Origin of the sequence: Enterobacter cloacae complex sp. 2022EL-00981 (genome assembly GCF_028737495.1) — a bacterium.
Classification (GTDB): Bacteria; Pseudomonadota; Gammaproteobacteria; order Enterobacterales; family Enterobacteriaceae; genus Enterobacter; species Enterobacter cloacae.
In genome coordinates this window covers 17742-38088 of sequence record NZ_JAQZRK010000023.1, presented here as the reverse complement: position 1 = coordinate 38088, position 20347 = coordinate 17742, and the positions used below count along the sequence as shown (strand labels likewise).

Annotated in this window: 16 protein-coding genes; 3 read left to right on the top strand and 13 right to left on the bottom strand. The window is 57.5% G+C overall.

Annotated features, from left to right (window positions below; all coding sequences use genetic code 11):
- The first annotated feature begins 76 nt into the window (after nucleotides 1-76).
- Entirely contained in the window at nucleotides 77-319 is a 243-nt protein-coding gene (locus PUZ33_RS18000; protein WP_008501400.1) for a type II toxin-antitoxin system RelB/DinJ family antitoxin, read from the top strand.
- Between the two features lie 91 nt (nucleotides 320-410).
- Here the strand turns inward: PUZ33_RS18000 and nrdG are convergent, their stop codons facing one another.
- The 5 genes from nrdG to treR form a co-directional block, all read right to left on the bottom strand.
- Nucleotides 411-875 (bottom strand): anaerobic ribonucleoside-triphosphate reductase-activating protein, encoded by a 465-nt coding sequence (gene nrdG / locus PUZ33_RS17995; protein ID WP_057071444.1) that lies wholly within the window; start codon nucleotides 873-875, stop codon nucleotides 411-413.
- 122 nt (nucleotides 876-997) lie between these two features.
- Nucleotides 998-3136: an anaerobic ribonucleoside-triphosphate reductase gene (gene nrdD, locus PUZ33_RS17990; protein WP_058680803.1), complete on the bottom strand. Its 2139-nt coding sequence runs from the start codon at nucleotides 3134-3136 to the stop codon at nucleotides 998-1000.
- Between the two features lie 373 nt (nucleotides 3137-3509).
- A complete protein-coding gene (gene treC / locus PUZ33_RS17985; RefSeq protein ID WP_058680802.1) occupies nucleotides 3510-5153 on the bottom strand; it encodes an alpha,alpha-phosphotrehalase in 1644 nt (547 codons plus the stop codon).
- A gap of 51 nt (nucleotides 5154-5204) precedes the next feature.
- Nucleotides 5205-6623, bottom strand: a complete 1419-nt coding sequence (treB, locus tag PUZ33_RS17980; RefSeq protein WP_058680818.1) for a PTS trehalose transporter subunit IIBC — start codon at nucleotides 6621-6623, stop codon at nucleotides 5205-5207.
- Nucleotides 6624-6750: 127 nt separating this feature from the next.
- Nucleotides 6751-7698, bottom strand: a complete 948-nt coding sequence (gene treR / locus PUZ33_RS17975) for a trehalose operon repressor TreR (protein WP_020688716.1) — start codon at nucleotides 7696-7698, stop codon at nucleotides 6751-6753.
- A 391-nt stretch (nucleotides 7699-8089) separates the two neighbouring features.
- On the opposite strand from treR, the gene mgtA reads away from it, so the two are divergent.
- Together mgtA and PUZ33_RS17965 are read left to right on the top strand one after the other, a co-directional pair.
- The gene (gene mgtA, locus PUZ33_RS17970) at nucleotides 8090-10798 is read left to right on the top strand and encodes a magnesium-translocating P-type ATPase (protein ID WP_274205355.1); all 2709 of its coding nucleotides are present in this window, start codon (nucleotides 8090-8092) and stop codon (nucleotides 10796-10798) included.
- A gap of 302 nt (nucleotides 10799-11100) precedes the next feature.
- Nucleotides 11101-13485 (top strand): beta-N-acetylhexosaminidase, encoded by a 2385-nt coding sequence (locus PUZ33_RS17965; RefSeq protein ID WP_058680801.1) that lies wholly within the window; start codon nucleotides 11101-11103, stop codon nucleotides 13483-13485.
- A gap of 93 nt (nucleotides 13486-13578) precedes the next feature.
- On the opposite strand, the gene gbpA is transcribed toward PUZ33_RS17965, so the two are convergent.
- The 8 genes from gbpA to argF form a co-directional block, all read right to left on the bottom strand.
- Nucleotides 13579-15033, bottom strand: coding sequence for an N-acetylglucosamine-binding protein GbpA (gene gbpA / locus PUZ33_RS17960; RefSeq protein ID WP_029883482.1), 1455 nt, complete (start codon nucleotides 15031-15033; stop codon nucleotides 13579-13581).
- Between the two features lie 130 nt (nucleotides 15034-15163).
- Nucleotides 15164-15550, bottom strand: coding sequence for a 2-iminobutanoate/2-iminopropanoate deaminase (ridA, locus tag PUZ33_RS17955; protein WP_006810315.1), 387 nt, complete (start codon nucleotides 15548-15550; stop codon nucleotides 15164-15166).
- Between the two features lie 74 nt (nucleotides 15551-15624).
- The gene (pyrI, locus tag PUZ33_RS17950; protein ID WP_058680799.1) at nucleotides 15625-16086 is read right to left on the bottom strand and encodes an aspartate carbamoyltransferase regulatory subunit; all 462 of its coding nucleotides are present in this window, start codon (nucleotides 16084-16086) and stop codon (nucleotides 15625-15627) included.
- A gap of 12 nt (nucleotides 16087-16098) precedes the next feature.
- The gene (gene pyrB, locus PUZ33_RS17945) at nucleotides 16099-17031 is read right to left on the bottom strand and encodes an aspartate carbamoyltransferase (protein WP_014830458.1); all 933 of its coding nucleotides are present in this window, start codon (nucleotides 17029-17031) and stop codon (nucleotides 16099-16101) included.
- A 34-nt stretch (nucleotides 17032-17065) separates the two neighbouring features.
- Entirely contained in the window at nucleotides 17066-17170 is a 105-nt protein-coding gene (locus PUZ33_RS17940; protein ID WP_022646880.1) for a pyrBI operon leader peptide, read from the bottom strand.
- Nucleotides 17171-17270: 100 nt separating this feature from the next.
- The gene (locus PUZ33_RS17935) at nucleotides 17271-17750 is read right to left on the bottom strand and encodes an arginine repressor (RefSeq protein WP_013095367.1); all 480 of its coding nucleotides are present in this window, start codon (nucleotides 17748-17750) and stop codon (nucleotides 17271-17273) included.
- A gap of 75 nt (nucleotides 17751-17825) precedes the next feature.
- Nucleotides 17826-19229: a YfcC family protein gene (locus PUZ33_RS17930; protein WP_058680798.1), complete on the bottom strand. Its 1404-nt coding sequence runs from the start codon at nucleotides 19227-19229 to the stop codon at nucleotides 17826-17828.
- A 47-nt stretch (nucleotides 19230-19276) separates the two neighbouring features.
- Nucleotides 19277-20281 carry an ornithine carbamoyltransferase gene (gene argF / locus PUZ33_RS17925; protein WP_013095369.1) on the bottom strand — a complete coding sequence of 335 codons (1005 nt, stop codon included), beginning with the start codon at nucleotides 20279-20281 and terminating at the stop codon, nucleotides 19277-19279.
- Nucleotides 20282-20347: the final 66 nt, after the last annotated feature.

Sequence of the window (20347 nt, the reverse complement as noted above, 5' to 3'; positions counted from 1 at the left end):
AGGCGTTATCCAGAATTCGATGTAATGCGAATGTAATGCTAAACTGCATTACACATTCGATTCTCCTGGAGGCATAATGGCTACGCTTAACGTCCGTCTGGATGACAAACTCAAAAACGAGGCTTATGCCGTGCTGGAAAAACTCAATATCACCCCAACAGAAGCCGTGCGACTCCTTTTTCAGTACGTTGCGGAGACGGGACGCATGCCGGTGAAAACGGTCACGATTAGCGACAGCGAAGATGCGCTGATACAGACAGTCCGGGAGCGACTGGCTAATCCGCAAAAGGGAATTAAGGTTAGTCTGGATGACTTATGAACTGGCATTTGACCCGAGGGCGTTAAAGGGAATGATAGTGAAAAAAGAGAAAGCAGCCGTTTATCATGATGCAAACAAACGGCTCTAATGCTCACCGCAAATGATGCACAACCTGGTTACTGCTGCCGCGCCAGATAAGCGCCGGGTCTTTTAAATCCTGTACAAATTTGCCGTCGACCAGCACGTTAATCAGATCCACCACTTCCCTTTGCTGCGCGTTCAGCTCGTCCAGCTTATAGCCCGTCCATACCCAGATATCTTTTCCTGCGCACTCGCGGCGAATGCGTTTCACCAGCTTCAGGATCTCCGGCACGTTTTGCGGGTGCAGCGGATCGCCGCCGGAGAGCGAAATCCCCTGACGTTTGATGCGGGTGTCGTTGAGGTCGTTAATGATCCGGTCTTCCATCCCGGCGGTAAACGGCATGCCGGAATTGAGCCGCCAGGTGCTTTTGTTGTAGCAGCCAGGGCATTCGTGCACGCAGCCTGAGACAAAAAGAGTGCAGCGGGTGCCGGGGCCGTTAACGATGTCGACGGGGTAGTACTGGTGATATCGCATAGAAATGTCCAGAGAATGTATGCGCGCTGATGCCCTCACCCCGGCCCTCTCCCACGGGGAGAGGGGGAAGAGTTCCCTCTCCCTTGAGGGAGAGGGCTAGGGTGAGGGGGAGAACACGGAACTTAACCGATCTGCCCATTCCCTAAATGCTTCACGCGGCGTTTCACCTCTTCCTGCTTACCGGCGTTGAACGGACGCGCATCCGGGCTGCCAAGATAGCCGCACACGCGGCGGGTTACCGATACGCGGGCCGCATCGTGGTTGCCGCATTTCGGGCAGGTAAAGCCTTTACTGGTACACTCAAACTCGCCGGTAAAGCCGCACTCGTAGCACTCGTCGATAGGCGTGTTGGTGCCGTAATACGGCACGTGCTGATAGCTGTAATCCCACACGTCTTCCAGCGCTTTAAGGTTGTGCTGGATGTTCGGGTATTCGCCGTAGCAGATAAAGCCGCCGTTGGCGATAGGGGGATAGGCCGCTTCAAAGTCAATCTTGTCGTACGGGTTAACCTTTTTCTCCACGTCCAGGTGGAAGCTGTTGGTGTAGTAACCTTTATCAGTCACCCCTTCCACAATACCGAACTCGGCGGTGTCCAGACGGCAGAAACGGTCACACAGGTTTTCGCTCGGCGTACTGTACAGGCTAAAGCCGTAGCCGGTCTCTTCTTTCCACTGGTCAACGGCATCGCGCAGGCGCTGAACAATGGCGATGCCTTTCTCGCGCAGCGCGTCGCTGTCATACATATGCGTGTTGCCAAACAGGGCGTTGATGGTTTCGTGAATGCCGATATAGCCCAGCGAGATCGACGCACGACCGTTTTTGAAGATCTCAGACACGTCGTCGTCCGCTTTCAGACGTACGCCGCAGGCCCCTTCCATATAGAGGATTGGCGCGACACGGGCTTTCACCCCTTCCAGGCGGGCGATGCGGGTCATCAGCGCTTTACGTGCCAGCTGTAAACGCTCATCCAGCAGCGCCCAGAAGGTGTCTTCATTACCTTTGGCTTCCAGCGCGATGCGCGGCAGGTTCAGGCTGATCACGCCCAGGTTGTTGCGGCCGTCATGCACCTGCTCACCGTTTTCGTCCTCATACACGCCGAGGAAGCTGCGACAGCCCATCGGGGTTTTAAACGAACCGGTGACTTTCACCACCTGGTCGTAGTTCAGAATGTCCGGATACATGCGCTTGCTCGCGCACTCCAGCGCCAGCTGTTTAATGTCGTAGTTCGGGTCACCAAACTTATGGTTCAGGCCGTCGCGGATGGCGAACACCAGTTTCGGGAACACCGCCGTTTTGCGGTTTTTGCCAAGACCGGAGATACGGTTACGCAGAATGGACTGCTGAATCAGACGCGACTCCCAGCTGGTTCCCAGACCAAAGCCGAACGTGACAAATGGCGTCTGACCATTCGCGGTATGCAGCGTGTTCACCTCGTACTCCAGCGACTGGAACGCGTCATAGCACTCTTTCTCGGTGCGGGAATGGGCGTAGCCGTCAGCATCGGGGATCTGCCACTCTTCCGCCGTTTTACGGTGCTTCTTAAAGCTGGCAGTGACAAACGGGGCCAGCACTTCATCAATGCGGTTAATGGTGGTGCCGCCATAAATGTGGCTCGCGACCTGGGCGATAATCTGCGCCGTGACGGCCGTCGCCGTGGAGATAGACTTCGGCGGTTCAATCTCGGCGTTACCCATTTTAAAACCGTGGGTCAGCATGCCTTTGAGGTCGATCAGCATGCAGTTAAACATCGGGAAGAACGGCGAGTAGTCGAGATCGTGGTAGTGGATCTCACCGCGCTCGTGCGCCGACACCACGTCGCGCGGCAACAGATGCTGACGGGCGTAGTGTTTAGCCACGATACCGGCCAGCAGATCGCGCTGGGTCGGGATCACCTTGCTGTCTTTATTGGCGTTTTCATTGAGCAGGGCGGAGTTGGTCTGCTCGACCAGACCCCGGATTTCCTGATTCAGGCGGCCGCGCTTTTCACGCTGGACGTCGCGGTCGTGGCGGTACTCAATATAAGCGCGCGCTAACTGCTTGTAAGGACCAGACATCAGCTGGTTCTCAACCGCAGTCTGGATCTCGCTGATATCCACCTGGCTGCGTTCGTTCATCTGGCGGCTAACGACGTCTGCGACGGTGGCGCAGTAATCTGCGTCATCGACTCCCGCTGCTTTAGCTGCACGCAGAATGGCTTCCTGAATGCGCTCTGATTTAAACGGCACTTTACAGCCATCACGTTTCATCACATGCGGTGTCATGATCACTCCATTTTAAAAACAGGTTATCCACAGAGGTGGGGAAGTATGCACCGGGTGGATTATCAGCCAGCCCAATGACTTCCCGCGTTCCCGACCCTTGTTATCCACAATCCCGGAGAGCGGAGTCGCCGTGTTGTTGTTGGAATAGTAGACGATAAATACAAGATGTTGGGTCGGCCAGCATTTTAAGTGCTACATATAGTGATTTGCATCAAACATGTTTGCGATTTTTTTGATTCAGAACAAAGTAAAAAGACGAGAGTACAAACGGCGGGCGCTGGAGCGAATGTAAATCCGCAAAGGAAAAATCTGATTAATTATTCAACAAAAACAGTAAAGTAAGCCGGGCGCTGCTGTTACGCCCGGCGGGAGATTACGCCTGTAGCCACCAGACGGCTTCAAACGGACGTAGCGTGGCGGTATGTGGGGCCGGGTAATTACTCATGACGGACTGCCACTCACCGCTGAGAACGCCTGATTCCCATTCATGAGACTGATGGCTGAGGTTAGCCACCACCACCAGGGTTTGCCCCTGCCACTGGCGGCGATAACACCACAGGAACGGATGTTCCGGCAGCAGATCCTGATAATCGCCCCACGTCAGCACCGGCAGGGTTTTGCGCAGGCGAATCAGCGACTGGTAGGTATAAAACACCGAATCGGGATCGTCCAGCACCGCGCGGGCGTTGACCGTCTCGTAGTTGTCGCAGACGCCAATCCACGGCTCACCTTCGGTAAAACCCGCATTGTGCGAGGCATCCCACTGCATCGGCGTGCGCCCGTTATCGCGCGACTTACTCGCCAGAATCGCCAGGAGTTCGTTCGGATCGCGGCCGTTAGCCCGCAGTTCGGCGAACATGTTCAGGCTTTCCACGTCGCGGTAATCGGTGATGCGGCTGAAGTGCGGGTTGGTCATGCCAAGCTCTTCACCCTGATAGATATACGGCGTGCCCTGCATCCCGTGCAGCACCATGCCCAGCATCTTCGCCGCCGGTACGCGGTATTCGCCTTCATCGCCAAAGCGCGACACAATGCGCGGCTGATCGTGGTTACACCAGAACAGCGCGTTCCACGCTTTGTTATGCATCCCCTGCTGCCAGTGGTTGAAGAGGGTTTTCAGCGCCACGAAATCCGGTTTTGCCAGCGTCCATTTTTCGCCGCCGGGGTAATCCACCTTCAGATGATGGAAGTTAAAGGTCATCGACAGCTCGCGCCCGTCGAGAGACGCATACTGCTGGCAGTTCTCCAGCGAGGTGGAGGACATCTCGCCCACCGTCATCAGATTACGCGGCGTAAAGACGTCGCGGCTCATCTCCTGGAGATATTCATGAATGCGCGGCCCATCGGTGTAGAAGCGGCGACCGTCGCCAATATCGTCATTCGGGAAAGCCTGCTCTTTCGAAATCAGATTAATCACATCCAGACGCAGGCCGTCCACGCCGCGATCGGCCCAGAACTCGCACACCTTTTTCAGTTCAGCGCGCACGGCCGGATTCTCCCAGTTGAGATCCGCCTGCTCCGGGGCGAAGAGGTGCAGATAATACTGCTCGCTCTCGGCGTGCCAGCGCCAGGCGTTGCCGCCGAATTTGGAGCGCCAGTTGTTGGGAAGCTGCTCCGGCGTGCCGTCGCGCCAGATATAAAACTGGCGGTACGGGCTGGCTTTATTCAGTGATTCACGGAACCAGGCGTGCTGGGTTGACGTGTGGTTAAACACCATATCCAGCACGATGCGAATGCCGCGTTCATGCGCCTGGGCGACCAGCTCGTCAAAGTCATCCAGCGTGCCGTACGCCGGGTCGATGGCGGTGTAATTCGCCACGTCGTAGCCGTTATCCACCTGCGGGGAGATGTAAAACGGCGTCAGCCAGATGGCGTCAATACCGAGGGTTTTCAGGTAGTCCAGCCGCTGCGTCACGCCGCACAAATCGCCGGTGCCGCTGCCGGTCGTGTCCTGAAAACTTTTTGGGTAAATCTGATAGATGACTCCGTTCTGCCACCAGTGAGGAAGGGTATTCATAATGCGTTCCTGCAAATGCGAAGGGGCGCAACTGCGCCCCGAAAGATGAAGTTAAACAATCTGCAGCGCGCCCTGACGGAACTTACGCTGGTAAACCATGGTGGTGAGCGCCATAGGGACGATGATCGCGATGGCCATCGCCAGGGCAAACACCTGCCAGAAGGCGGGCTGAATGGAGAGAATACCCGGCAGGCCACCAACGCCGATGCCGTTCGCCATCACGCCGTTGAGACCACACACCAGACCCGCCAGACCCGAGCCGATCATGGCGCAGAGCATCGGGAAGCGGTATTTCAGGTTGATACCGTACATCGCCGGTTCGGTGACCCCGAGATACGCGGAGATGGCGGCCGGAACGGAAATTTCACGCTCGTTATGCTTACGGCTGACCAGAATAATGCCCGTTACGGCAGATGCCTGAGCGATGTTAGACAGCGCGATAATCGGCCAGACCGGCGTGCCGCCAAGGCTCTGGATCATCTGCATATCAATCGCCAGCGTGGTCTGGTGTACGCCGGTGATCACCAGCGGGGCGTACAGGAAGCCGAACAGCGCGGCACCAATCGGCGCGAAGCTGCCGGTCATCAGGTGACGGACGGCAAAGGCCACACCGTCGCCGATCATGCGGCCAAACGGACCGATAAAGGCGTGCGCCAGGAACACCGCCAGGATCAGCGAGCAGACCGGCACCACCACCAGATAGAGGTAATCTGGCACGATGCGTTTCAGGCGCGTCTCAATAAAGCCCAGCGCCAGACCCGCCAGCAATGCCGGGATAACCTGCGCCTGATAACCCACTTTGGCGATGGTGAACAGGCCAAAGTTCCATACTTCCGGCGCCTGCTGGCCAAGTAAGTAAGCGTTCATTAACTGCGGAGAGACCAGCGTTACGCCGAGTACGATACCCAGAATCGGGGTACCGCCCATTTTACGCACGGCGGACCAGCAAATCCCCACCGGCAGATAGAAGAAGATCGCTTCGCCAATCAGCCACAGGAAGTCGTAAATGGTTTTCAGCGCCGGGTACATCTGCGCCAGGGTTTTGCCGTCGCTCATCGGCACATCACCGATGACGTTACGGAAGCCTAAAATTAAGCCCCCGCTGATCAGCGCCGGCAGCAGTGGGAAGAAGATCTCTGCGAAGTGGGAGATAAGCTGCTCGTGCCATTTCATATTCTGGCGCGCGGCCTTTTTGGCCTGCTCTTTATCTGCCGCGTTGTGCCCGGTAGTGGCGAGCAGAGCCTGATAGTAATCGCCCACTTCGGTACCAATAACCACCTGGAACTGCCCGGCGTTGGTGAAGCAGCCTTTCACCATCGAAAGCTCTTCTATCGCTTTCGGATTGGCTTTGGCCGGATCGTTCAGCACGAAGCGCAGGCGGGTAATGCAATGGCTGACCGTCGCGATGTTTTCGCGACCGCCCACCAGGACGATCAGCTGATCGATATCTGCTTGTTTGACTTTACTCATCATGAAACCTCATGACAGATGGGAGGGGTGTAATGACCTGAGCGCAAGCCTACTCCTTCAGCGGGACGGCGAAAATGGGAACGTTCCCGAAATCGGGCGAAGATCACAATAAACCGATTTATGGCGGTTATGAAAGATGGACGGGAATGACGATTTGGCGGGGTTCTGCGCGCCCGTTGATCTGCTCAATCAGCTGTGCGGCGGCCTGACGGCCGGACTCAGCGTAGCCCGGATCGACGGTGATGATCTCCGGGTGCAGGAACTTCATCAGCGGGGTACTGCCTACGCTGGCAACCTGCAGCTCGTCGATGCGCTGTTCCTGTAAATATTTGCTCGCACCCAGCGCTAGGGTATCGGTCGCGCACACCAGCGCGGTGGTCTGCGGGGTCAGCACGCTGGCGACCTGTTCATAGCCCTGCTTCATGCCAAGCCCGGGCAGGGAAGCCACGGCAGAGAGGTTGTGCTTTTTGCAAAACGCCAGATAGGCTTCATGACGGCGTTTGCCGGTGGTGACGTCCGCGTGCGGTACGCCAAGATAGCTGATATGACGATGGCCTTTTTCGTACAGGCGCTGCATCAGGGTAATAATCGCCCCTTCATCGTCATAGCAGACGGACGCAAATCCGTGGGCATCGCGTGCCAGCAAGACCAGCGAGGGTTGCCAGGGTTTGAGCATCTCCTCTTTAATGCCGGTAAAACCAAACAGGACCACCCCGTCGATGTTGCGTCGCGCCAGCATCCCCAGATGCTCTTCCACCAGCTGTGGTGAGAACTGGCTCTCCATCATGATTGGATCGTAACCCTGCTCATAGAAGGCGGGCAGCATAGTCTGTACGGCGAGGTTTTCAGAGAGGGAATCCAGACGCGAGACAATAATGGCGACCACTTTATCGCTCTGTCCGCGCATGGCGCGTGCGGAACGGGAAGGGGAAAACCCGTGCTGATTCATCACCGCCTCGACGCGCTCGCGCGTGCGTTCGCTGACACCGCTCTCGTTGTTCAGCACACGCGACACGGTGGATTTCCCCACGCCGCTTAAACGCGCAATGTCTTTAATCGTAAGGCGGTTTTGCATGCTGTATTCCCTGTAACAACGATAACGGTGTCAAATGAGCCTAATGCTATAGCGCTAATTCGCTATGGGCAAAGTCTGGTTTACGTTCGGTTTATTTGAGGGTGGGTATAATACCGCCCGACGCGCCGCTTAGGGTACGGTTAAATCCTTATACTGCGCGGCGTACCCCTTATTTTTACTTACCGGAGGCGACATGGATCCCGATCCCACACCTCTCCTGACCAGGAGAACCCCTTCTTTCCGGTAAGCCAGCCTTGTGCTGTCTCACCGGTGATGTGAGGCAGCAACGTTCTGAACGTTCCTGCTTGAAAATTTAAGTGCCTGTCAGGTACGGCTTTGCCACGCCTGCAGGAATGACTGCGTCCGCCCTGGCGGATGCGGGGGAATGACTATGTTTAAAAATATCACCCGGCAGCTGCAGGCGCTGCTGAGCCGCCACCTGCCACACCGTCTGGTTCAGCGCGATCCACTGCCAAACGGCAAAAATTTCTCCGGCGCCACTATTCCCGCCAGCCTGACCGAGCGTTGCCTTAACGTGGCGGCGATGGATGAGAACGAAGTCTGGCGCGCCTTTAACGGACACCCGGAAGGGCTGAATGCGGCTGAAGTGCAAAAAATCCGGGCCGTGCATGGTGATAACCTTATCCCGGCGCAAAAACCGGCGCCGTGGTGGGTGCATCTGTGGATCTGCTACCGCAACCCCTTCAACCTGCTGCTGACGGTGCTGGGCATTATCTCTTATGCCACTGAAGATCTGTTTGCCGCAGGCGTTATCGCCCTGATGGTGGGGATCTCCACGCTGCTGAACTTTATCCAGGAAGCGCGCTCCACCAAAGCGGCGGATGCCCTGAAGGCGATGGTCAGCAACACCGCGACCGTGTCGCGAGTCATTAACGATCTGGGTGAAAACGCCTGGGTCGAACTGCCCATCGACCAGCTGGTGCCGGGCGATCTGGTGAAGCTCGCCGCCGGGGATATGATCCCGGCGGATTTACGCATCATCCAGGCGCGCGATCTGTTCGTGGCCCAGGCCTCGCTCACCGGGGAGTCCCTGCCGGTGGAAAAGGTGGCGCGGAGCCGCGATCCGCAGCAGATGAACCCGCTTGAGTGCGACACCCTGTGCTTTATGGGCACCACGGTGGTCAGCGGCACGGCGCAGGCGATTGTCACCGCCACCGGCGGCAATACCTGGTTTGGTCAGCTTGCCGGACGTGTGACAGAGCAGGAGAGCGAGCCGAATGCGTTCCAGAAAGGGATTGGCCGTGTCAGCATGCTGCTGATCCGCTTTATGATGGTGATGGCGCCGATTGTGCTGCTGATCAACGGCTACACCAAAGGCGACTGGTGGGAAGCCGCGCTGTTTGCGCTCTCCGTGGCGGTTGGCTTAACGCCGGAAATGCTGCCGATGATTGTCACCTCCACCCTGGCGCGCGGGGCGGTGAAGTTGTCAAAACAGAAGGTGATCGTTAAACACCTCGACGCTATTCAGAACTTTGGCGCGATGGACATTCTCTGCACCGACAAAACCGGCACGCTGACGCAGGATAAAATCGTGCTGGAGAACCACACCGACATCGCCGGTAAAACCAGCGAACGCGTGCTGCACAGCGCCTGGCTGAACAGCCACTACCAGACCGGGCTGAAAAACCTGCTCGATGTCGCGGTGCTGGAAGGGGTGGATGAAGAGTCTGCCCGCTCACTCTCTGGCCGCTGGCAGAAGGTGGATGAGATCCCGTTCGATTTTGAGCGCCGCCGGATGTCGGTGGTGGTCAGCGAGCAGCCGGATGTGCACCAGCTGATCTGCAAAGGCGCGTTGCAGGAGATCCTCAATGTTTCCACCCAGGTGCGCTACAACGGCGACATCGTGCCGCTGGACGACACCATGCTGCGCCGCATCAAACGCGTCACGGATAACCTGAACCGTCAGGGGCTGCGGGTGGTGGCGGTGGCGAGCAAATTCCTGCCTGCGCGCGAGGGGGACTATCAGCGTATCGACGAATCCGATCTGATCCTAGAGGGTTATATCGCATTCCTCGATCCGCCGAAAGAGACCACCGCTCCGGCGCTGAAAGCGCTGAAGGCCAGCGGGATCACCGTGAAAATCCTTACCGGCGACAGCGAGCTGGTGGCCGCCAAAGTATGCCACGAAGTGGGGCTGGACGCGGGTGACGTGGTGGTAGGCAGCGATATTGAACACCTCAGTGACGACGAGCTGGCTCAGCTTGCCCGGCACACCACGCTGTTTGCCCGCCTGACGCCGATGCATAAAGAGCGTATCGTCACCCTGCTGCGTCGAGAAGGGCACGTGGTGGGCTTTATGGGCGACGGTATCAACGACGCGCCCGCGCTGCGTGCGGCGGATATTGGCATCTCCGTGGACGGGGCGGTGGACATCGCCCGCGAAGCGGCAGACATCATCCTGCTGGAAAAGAGCCTGATGGTGCTGGAAGAGGGTGTGATCGAAGGGCGTCGGACTTTTGCCAACATGCTGAAATACATCAAAATGACCGCCAGCTCCAACTTCGGTAACGTCTTCAGCGTGCTGGTAGCGAGCGCGTTTCTGCCGTTCCTGCCGATGCTGCCGCTGCATCTGCTGATCCAGAACCTGATGTACGATGTCTCTCAGGTGGCGATCCCGTTTGATAACGTCGACGACGAGCAGATCCAGAAGCCGCAGCGCTGGAACCCGGCGGATCTGGGGCGTTTTATGCTCTTCTTTGGCCCGATCAGTTCCATCTTTGACATCCTGACTTTCTGCCTGATGTGGTTTGTGTTCCACGCCAATACGCCGGAACATCAGACCCTGTTCCAGTCCGGCTGGTTCGTGGTGGGGCTGCTGTCGCAAACGCTGATTGTGCATATGATCCGCACCCGTCGTATTCCGTTCATCCAGAGCCGTGCCGCCTGGCCGCTGATTGTGATGACGGGGATTGTGATGGCGCTCGGCATCGCGCTGCCGTTCTCACCGTTGGCCAGCTACCTGCAGCTGCAGGCGCTGCCGCTGAGCTACTTCCCGTGGCTGGTGGCGATCCTCGCGGGCTATATGGTGCTGACGCAGATGGTGAAAGGGTTTTATGCGCGTCGGTATGGGTGGCAGTAAAAACATACCCTCACCCTAACCCTCTCCCTGGAAGGGAGAGGGCCGGGGTGAGGGGACTGGCTTTTCTCCCAAATTCAACAACCTGTGATCTCCGTCGGCGCATTCGCTTGACGACAAATTGAGCGCATGTTACCAGAATGTTTTGCCTGTATACCCTAAATAATTCGAGTTGCATGAAGGCGGCAAGGGAGTGAATCCCCGGGAGCTTACATAAGTAAGTGACCGGGGTGAACGAGTGCAGCCAACGCACAGGCAACTTGAAGTATGACGGGGATATTTGGCCCGTCAGATAAGGAACATTCATGTTACGGTACAGCCTCTTAACCGCCGGGCTGCTGCTCGGCGCGTCAGCGTTTGCCGCCCCGGCAGGCGATCTTCCCCTGATGCCCTGGCCTGCGAAGGTTGAACGCCCGACCACTCAGGGCGCGCTGGTGCTCAATAATCAACTCTCCGTAAGCGTCAGCGGAGACGATCTCGGTTACGCCGTTAACCGCCTGCGGCAGCGCATTGCCCTGCAAACCGGCTGGACGCTGCAGCCGCAGGCCGACAAACCCGAAAAACCGACCATTCGCATTGCCATCGCCAAAAAAGTGAAGCCGCAGCCGCTGCCGGACAGCGACGAAAGCTACAGGCTGACGGTGGATGCCAACGGGGTGGATATCGCCGCCAATACCCGTTTCGGCGCGCTGCGTGCCATGGAAACGCTGCTCCAGCTGGTGCAAAACAGCGCGGAAAACACCTCTGTACCGTGGGTGACCATTGAAGATTCCCCGCGCTTCCCGTGGCGCGGGCTGCTGCTGGACTCGGCGCGCCACTTTATCCCGCTGGCGGATATCAAACGCCAGCTCGACGGTATGGCCGCGGCAAAACTCAACGTGCTGCACTGGCATTTAACCGACGATCAGGGCTGGCGCTTCAGCTCAAAGCGCTATCCTAAGCTGACCCAGCTTGCCAGCGACGGGCTGTTCTACACGCCAGAGCAGATGCGCGAGATTGTCCGCTATGCTGCCGATCGCGGTATCCGCGTGGTGCCGGAGATCGATATGCCGGGCCACGCCTCGGCCATTGCCGTGGCCTACCCGGCGCTGATGAGCGCGCCGGGGCCGTACGAAATGGAGCGCCACTGGGGAGTCTTAAAGCCGGTGCTGGATCCGACCAAAGAGGCCACTTACGCCTTTGCTGACGCGATGGTCAGCGAACTGGCAGCGATCTTCCCCGATCCTTATCTGCACATCGGTGGCGATGAGGTGGACGACAGCCAGTGGAAAGCGAACCCAGCCATTCAGCAGTTTATGCGCGACCACAAGCTGGCGGACAGCCACGCGCTGCAGGCGTATTTCAACCGCAAGCTGGAAACGATCCTTGAGAAACACCACCGGCAGATGGTGGGCTGGGATGAGATCTACCATCCCGATCTGCCCAAAAGCATTCTGATCCAGTCCTGGCAGGGGCAGGATGCGCTGGGACAGGTGGCGCAGAACGGCTACAAAGGGATCCTCTCGACGGGCTTCTATCTCGATCAGCCGCAGTCCACCGCTTACCACTACCGCAATGAGATCGTGCCGCAGGCCTTAAACGGCGTGGACGTGATTGCCGACACCGACAGCGCCCAGAGCTGGGCCTTCTCCATGCCGCGTCTGAAAGGCAAGCCGGTCGAAGGCAGCTTTACGCTGGTGAAAGGGGAGTCCGGCTGGCGCGGATTTATTGATTTTGCCGGCAAGTCCCGCCGCGCGGTGGATAACATTGCGTGGCGCGATGACAATCAGGTGACGTTTACCGTTGATACCTGGATGGGCGAAACGCGCCCGGTGGTGTCGGTTGATAACGATAAGCTCACGGGTTATTTCCTGGTGGGGAATGTCCGCTACCCGATCAGCGGCACGCGTCTGGATGAGGTCCCTAAAGGCACTCCGCCGGTGGTGCCGGATATCGCTCATCAGGTTAATCTGCTTGGCGGAGAAGCCGCGCTGTGGGCGGAAAACGTGGTAGCACCGGTGCTGGATATCCGTCTGTGGCCGCGTACCTTTGCGGTGGCGGAGCGGTTATGGTCCGCGCAGGATGTTACCGATGTCGACAACATGTACACCCGCCTGCAGGCGATGGACAGCTGGTCGACGGTCTCGGTCGGGCTGCAGCAGCACACCCAGCAGCAGGTGCAGTTCACGCGCCTTGCCGGGAATGCCGATACGCTGCCGCTGCAAATCCTCGCCCAGGCGGTGGAGCCTGCGCAGTATTACACTCGTCAGCATCTCAAATTCCAGGCCGGAAACTACCATCAGTTTGAGCCGCTCAACCGCTTCGCGGATGCGCTGAACGCTGAAAGCGCCACCGTGCGCCAGATGAACAAATGGGCCGACCGTCTGGTGAGCGACGCCGAGGATACCGAAAGTGCCGACGCGCTGCGCCATGTGTTTAACCGCTGGCAGAGCAATACCAGCGACGCGCTGGCACTGAGTGAAAACAGCTATCAGCTGAAGGCGATCAAGCCGGTGATTCAGGAGGTGGATAAGCTGGCCTCGATTGGCCTGAGGCTCACCGATCTGGTAGCGCGTCAGGGCACGCTGGACGATAAAGAGATCGCCTCAATTCAGAGCGAGCTGGATAACGCGGCGAAGGTTCAGGACGAAGTGGTGATTGCAGCGGTGTACCCGCTGGAGACGCTGCTGCGCGCGACGCGGAATCAGTAGGAAAAACCCCCTCACCCCAACCCCTCTCCCCAAAGGGGCGAGGGGCTCGATCGGTTCCCTCTCCCCTTTGGGGAGAGGGTTAGGGTGAGGGGACTAGTGCTTAAGCACCCACGCCTCTTTCCAGTGTGAACCCGTGCCCGGCTCAAACTGGGTCGCATACTTGCTCCACTGCACGCAGTAGCCGCTGTACGGGAAAGGCTTACACTGGTAGGTCTTACCGTCTTTTGGCTGCAGCACCACGGTGCCTGCTTTGTACGACGCGATGTTATCCGGGAAGATGTAGTCATGCTGACCGGTGCTGTTGTCCGCCGCGGCTTCCTCTTCCAGCATCAGGTTCAGCACATCCTGCGCAAACAGCGTGCCGTCTTTATTGGTGGCGTAGTACTTCAGCATGTGGTGACCCGCCTCAACGCCGGTCAGCGTCAGGGTGACGTCCTGATTCGCGTTATTCATCTCCTGCTTCAGGTACCCTTTTTCCGCCCCGTGATGGTTCATGACGTGGGCTTCGAAATCGACGTTACCGTGAGTATTCACATGGAAGGTGACGGTCGCATTGCCGTTCTCGATTTTGCTGTAGTGCAAATTGCTGACGGCGATGGTTTCATTGACCTCTGCCTTCTGCTCTTCGTATGAAATCGCAACGGACTGCAGGGCGCTGCCCTCTTTGACGAAGACGCTGTTCGCGCCATGGACCGGGCTAATCTCGCCGCCCTCATCCTTCACGCCGACGCGAATGTCCTGGTGCGCGGTGTTAATTTTCTGCGCCAGATCGTACGACCACTGGTTGGCATCCCCCTGCGCGGCCGTGGCGATCGTCATTTCCGTGCGCAGGGACGTCACTTCACCGTGCGCGTCGAAGAAGCGGGCAATGACCTTATCGCCGACGTTCAGGTTATTTCCCGCAATCTGGCCGCTGAGGACTTTGCTCCACTCTGATTCGATGCTGGCACCGTCATCCGGGGTAACATTGCCGCCGTTACCAAAATCAACGTCAATGGCCTGGTAGAAACTGTTTGAGGTATCCGCTATTTCCCAGACGCCATAAATCACCTGGTAACCCGTTCGCGCAGGTACATTACAGGTCATGGCTTTGCGCATCGCGGGGGCCTGGCCATTTCCATTCACGGTACAGAACGGGGTTAATTCAAACTGATCGCGGGTCAGCGGTTTATTCGGATCCCAGTTTTGTTTGGTGATGTAGTAACGCCAGTTAGTGGTTTTGTGCGGCGCGGTGTGATACCAGACAAACTCATGCGGGCCGGCGGTCATGGGGCTTTTCGTCCACGCGTTCAGGCTCTGTTTATCCAGCTGGGAGTAATTCGCAATCCCCGCGCTGGCAAGCTGGCCGTCTGGCGGCATCGCACCGCCCGGGAAGCCGGAGGTTTTCTCCACGCTCTGCGGTTCATACTGAACGGAGCCACAGTCAATGTTTTGACCGAGCTTGCACATATAAGCGCGGCTGGCAGGAGACTCAATATATCCGTGCGCTAAAGCGGATGAGGCAACGGTCAGGGTCGCCATCGCAAGGGCAATTTTTGATAATTTCATTGTTAGTCCATTAATAATAAATACGCAGGGTGATGTTATTAATGGCGGGTGGGGCAGTCATGCTTTGGTGAGAGGAAAAATAACCAAAAAAAATGGACAGCCGAAGCCGCCCATTCTCTGCTGCTATCAATCAGCGACGTACGGCAATCGCTTCGATTTCAATTTTCACGTCTTTTGGCAGACGAGCCACTTCCACGCAGGAGCGCGCCGGGAAAGAGGCGTTATGCTCGGTGAAGAACGCTTCATAAGTGGCGTTAACGGTGGCGAAATCGTTCAGATCTTTCACGAAAACGGTGGTTTTCACGATGTCGCCCACTTTCAGGCCTGCGGATTCCACGATCGCCTGCACGTTTTCCAGCGACTGACGCGCCTGCGCCGCTACGTCGGCTGGCACTTCACCGGTCTTCGGGTTCACCGGGATCTGGCCAGAGGTAATAATCATGCTACCCAGATCAACGCCCTGAACGTATGGGCCGATAGCCGCTGGTGCATTTTCCGTCGCGAGTACTTTGGTCATGATTTCTCCAGAATAACAGCTGATTTAAGAGTCCCGGCCATTATAGGGAGGCCGGGATCCTTTACCAACCTCAATTAGTTGGCCAGCACCACATAATGAGAAAACTCTTTTTCGCAGTATTTGCATTTGAGTGCGATGTCATTGGCGCGTTTTTTCACTGCGAAGCTGGAGGAGACCGGCTCCGCGTGGCTGATGCAGTTGCTGTTCGGGCAAACCAGCACGCTCTCAATCCGCTCCGGCAGGCTTGGGCGTGATTTGCCCACCACGTCGTAATTGTCGATGCGGTTAACGGTGGCGTCCGGCGCGTACAGCGACAGCTGGTTAACCTGCTCGTCGGTCAGGAAGGTATTCTCGATCTTGATCAGGTCCTTGCGGCCCATTTCGCCTGACGGCAGGTTCAGGCCGATGGTGATGCGCTGGTCGGTTTCGGTCAGTTTGAACAGCGTCAGCAGCTTAAAGCCGACCTGCGCAGGGATGTGGTCAATCACGGTGCCACGTTTGATGGCTTCAACCTGGAGTTTGTTATCGTGTGTCATTGTCGTTTCCCCTTACAGAGCCAATTCGCGATTCAGAACCAGTGCCAGTAACGCCTGGCGGGCGAAGATGCCGTTTCCGGCCTGCTGGAAGTACCAGGCGTGCGGCGTTTTATCCACGTCTGTGGTGATCTCATCGATGCGCGGCAGCGGGTGCAGCACCTTCATGTTGTCGCGCGCACCCTCGAGGTCGCTGGCGCGCAGCACAAACTGCGCCTTCACGTTGGCGTACTCGGACGGATCCAGACGCTCTTTCTGCACGCGGGTCATATACAGAATATCCACGTTGCCCATCACCTCTTCGATGCTGGCGTGAAGGCTCCACGGAATGCCTTTTTCATCCAGCATGTCGAGAATGTACTGCGGCATCGCCAGCGCGTCCGGGGCGATGAAGAAGAAGCGGTTGCCGTTGAATTTCGCCAGCGCCTGGGTCAGGGAGTGAACCGTGCGACCATATTTCAGGTCACCTACCATGGCGATGTTCAGGTTTTCCAGACGGCCCTGGGTCTCCTGAATGGTGAACAGATCCAGCAGGGTTTGCGTCGGGTGCTGGTTGGCACCGTCACCGGCGTTCAGCACCGGAATACCGCCGGAGAACTCGGTCGCCAGACGGGCCGCGCCCTCCTGCGGGTGACGCATTACAATCGCGTCAACGTAGGTGCTGATCACTGAAATCGTATCCGCCAGGGTTTCGCCTTTTTTACCCAGCGACGTGTTACTGCTGTCTGAGAAGCCCACCACGCTCGCGCCCAGGCGGTGCATGGAGGTTTCAAAGGAGAGGCGGGTGCGGGTCGACGCTTCAAAGAAGCAGCTCGCAATCACCTTGTGCTTCAGCAGCTCCGGTTGCGGATTGGCCTTCAGTTTTGCCGCGGTTTCCAGAACCAGTTCCAGCTCTTCGCGGCTGAGGTCGTTTATGGAAATGATGTGTTTTTGATAAAGCGGATTCATGTTTATCTCCTGACGCCGGGCAAAAAAAAGCCCCTCAAATGAGGGGCTCTGGGAATAGGTTTAGCAACGGGAAGAAAAACGGCAGGCCAGCGTCTGATTTCAGACGCGGTAAGACGTTATGTCGAACACGCTTGACCATGCTTCCTCCCGGCAAATTGTCGGGCATTATACGCACCCCGATGTCCGGATCAAGCAATTTAATGCACGCTTTACTCAATGCAAACGGTTCTTTATGAATATTAATGCGTTCTGAGTAAATAATTAATTTGCTTATGCACCAGCGCGGTACGCTTCACCACCCGGGGGGCGACCCAGACAATACTGCTTCCGGCAACCACGCCTAAAATTTCCGGTAACTGGTGATAATCCAGAATGCGCGCCACCGCGCGGCCATATCCGGCCACGGTATGAATAAGGATAAATTCGCTATTATGCTCCACGCTGACCACCATTTCGGAAACAGTACGCGCGGCGTCGGGGGCAGGGCGCAGAAGAGGATTCAACGAATAAATCTTTAGCCCTTTGGCATTTCGAATTTTTATGACACCAAGCAACTTGAGCAGACGTGAAACGGTGGACTGGCTGATGGTCTCAAAACCACGCTCCTGCAAATCGCGGCGAATCTCTTCCTGGGAGAGATAGCTCTTTTCTGCGATCAGGCGCTGACAGACCGTCAGCTGTAGCTGTTCTTTTGGAGAGTAATCACCATATTCCGTCATAACTATTTCCCATGTAAGTGGCTGAAACAAAACGCCCGGTGGCGCTACGCTTACCGGGCCTACAACGTCAAAACATCACAATACTGCCCCCAGGCTTAACGCCACCATGATCACCACCGTGAGTATCCCCAGCAGCGGCGCCACCCATTTCAGGTAGCGCACATAGGGCACGCGGGCGATAGCCAGCCCGCCCATAACCACCGCGGAGGTGGGCGTCACCAGGTTAACGATACCGGAGGCTGACTGGTAAGCCGTGACTACCAGGTCGCGGTTGACGTTAGCGAAATCGGCAAGCGGTGCCATGATCGGCATCGTCAGAACGGCCAGGCCGGATGAAGAAGGCACAAGAAACGACAGCACCACTTCCAGCCAGTACATCACGTTGATAAACGCCACCGTGGATAACCCGCTGACCAGCCCTTCCGCGCTGTGCAAAATGGTGTGGGTAATCATGCCCTTATCCATGATGACTACGATACCGCGGGCGATGCCGATAATCAGCGCGACGCCCAGCAAATCTCGTGCGCCGTTAATAAACGTTGAGGTCAGATCCTCTTCGCTCATGCGGGCGATAAGCCCCACGATAATAGCGCTGGCGAGAAACACCGCCGAGATCTCCGCCATCCACCAGCCCAGCACCGCCACGCCGTAAATCATCACCGCGAAGGCGAGGGCGAAAATGACCAGGATGATTTTGCGCACCGGGGTAAATTCCAGCGTCTGTGCGTCTTTGTTACCGAGGAAATGGGCACGGTTCTCTTCCTGTTTGTCTGCGACGATGGAAAGAGACGGATCCTGGCGCACCTTACGGGCGTAACGCATTACCCACGCCACGCAGATGATCCAGCCGATGACCAGCAGCGCCACGCGCAGGGCGATCCCGTTGGTGAAGGGGATCCCGGCGGCGTTGGCGGCGATCACCGTGGCGAAGGGGTTGATGGTAGAGCCGAGCGTGCCGATCCCCGCGCCGAGCAACACGGTGGAGGCCGCGACAACCGGATCAAAACGGGCGGCCAGCATTACCGGCACCAGCAGGGTGTAGAACGGCAGTGACTCTTCGGCCATGCCGTAGATGGTGCCGCCTGCGGCGAACAGCGCCATCAGGATCGGGATCATCCACTCTTCACGCCCGCGTAATCGCGTGGTGACGCGCTCGATCCCGGCGTCGATCGCCCCGGTTTTGGTGACGATCCCGAGAAATCCCCCGATGATCAGGATAAACAGCGCCACGTCGATCGCCCCGGCCTGGCCGGACTCCGGATCGTACAGCCCGGCAATGGGAGCCATCAGTACGGAAACCAGCCCCTGCGGGTGGGCCGCCACGTGCGCGTAGGTCCCGGCAACCGGCACGTCCTTGCCGAGCGCCTCGTTCATTGCCATATGGTACTGTCCGGCCGGAATAATCCACGTCAGCACGGCCACGACGGCAATCAGAAAAAAGAGAATGGTGTAAGCGGAGGGAAACTTAAACTTGCCCATGATGTTCTCCTGAACCCCGGCGCACCCCGTGGCGCGCCGGGCGGTGATTAGTCGCCGAGTGTCGCCACCATGACGGCTTTTATGGTGTGCATACGGTTTTCTGCTTCGTCGAAGACAATAGAGTTTGGTGATTCAAAGACCTCTTCCGTCACCTCCAGCCCTTTCAGGCCGTAGGCCATCTCAATTTCGCGGCCCACTTTGGTGTGTTCGTTGTGAAACGCGGGCAGGCAGTGCATAAACTTGACGTTCGGGTTGCCGGTGGCCTTCATCACCTGCGCATTGATTTGATACGGCTTCATCAGGCTGACGCGCTCGGCCCAGGCTTCCTTCGGCTCGCCCATGGAGACCCACACGTCGGTGTAGAGGAAATCGGCTCCCTGTACACCTTCTTCTACGTCGTCGGTAAGGGTGATGCGTGCGCCCGTTTCTTTGGCGATGGCGCGGCACTGCTCAACCAGCCCCGCTTCCGGCCAGAAGGACTTTGGTGCCACCAGGCGGATATCCATCCCCATCTTGGCCGCACCGACCATCAGCGAGTTGCCCATGTTGTTGCGCGCGTCGCCCAGATAGGCAAAGCTCAGCTCCGGCAGGGTTTTGCCCGGCGAGTGCTCCAGCATGGTCATCAGATCGGCGAGGATTTGGGTGGGGTGGAACTCGTCAGTCAGGCCGTTCCATACCGGCACGCCCGCGTACTCGCCCAGCTCTTCGACGATGGCCTGGCCGTAGCCGCGATACTCGATGCCGTCATACATGCGGCCCAGCACGCGGGCGGTGTCTTTCATCGACTCTTTATGGCCAATCTGCGAGCCGCTTGGGCCGAGGTAGGTGACCTGCGCGCCCTGGTCAAATGCGCCCACTTCAAAGGCGCAGCGGGTACGGGTGGAGGTTTTTTCAAAAATCAGGGCGATGTTTTTCCCGACCAGGGTTTGCTTCTCACGTCCGGCTTTTTTGGCGGCCTTCAGTTCGATGGCGAGGTCGATCAGGTACTGGATCTCCGCCGGGGTATAGTCCAGCAGTTTGAGGAAGTTGCGGTTTTTCAGGTTGATGGTCATGTGGGAAATCCTTTTTAAATCGTTAGCTGTCTGATGCCCTCACCCCGGCCCGTACACCCACGGGGA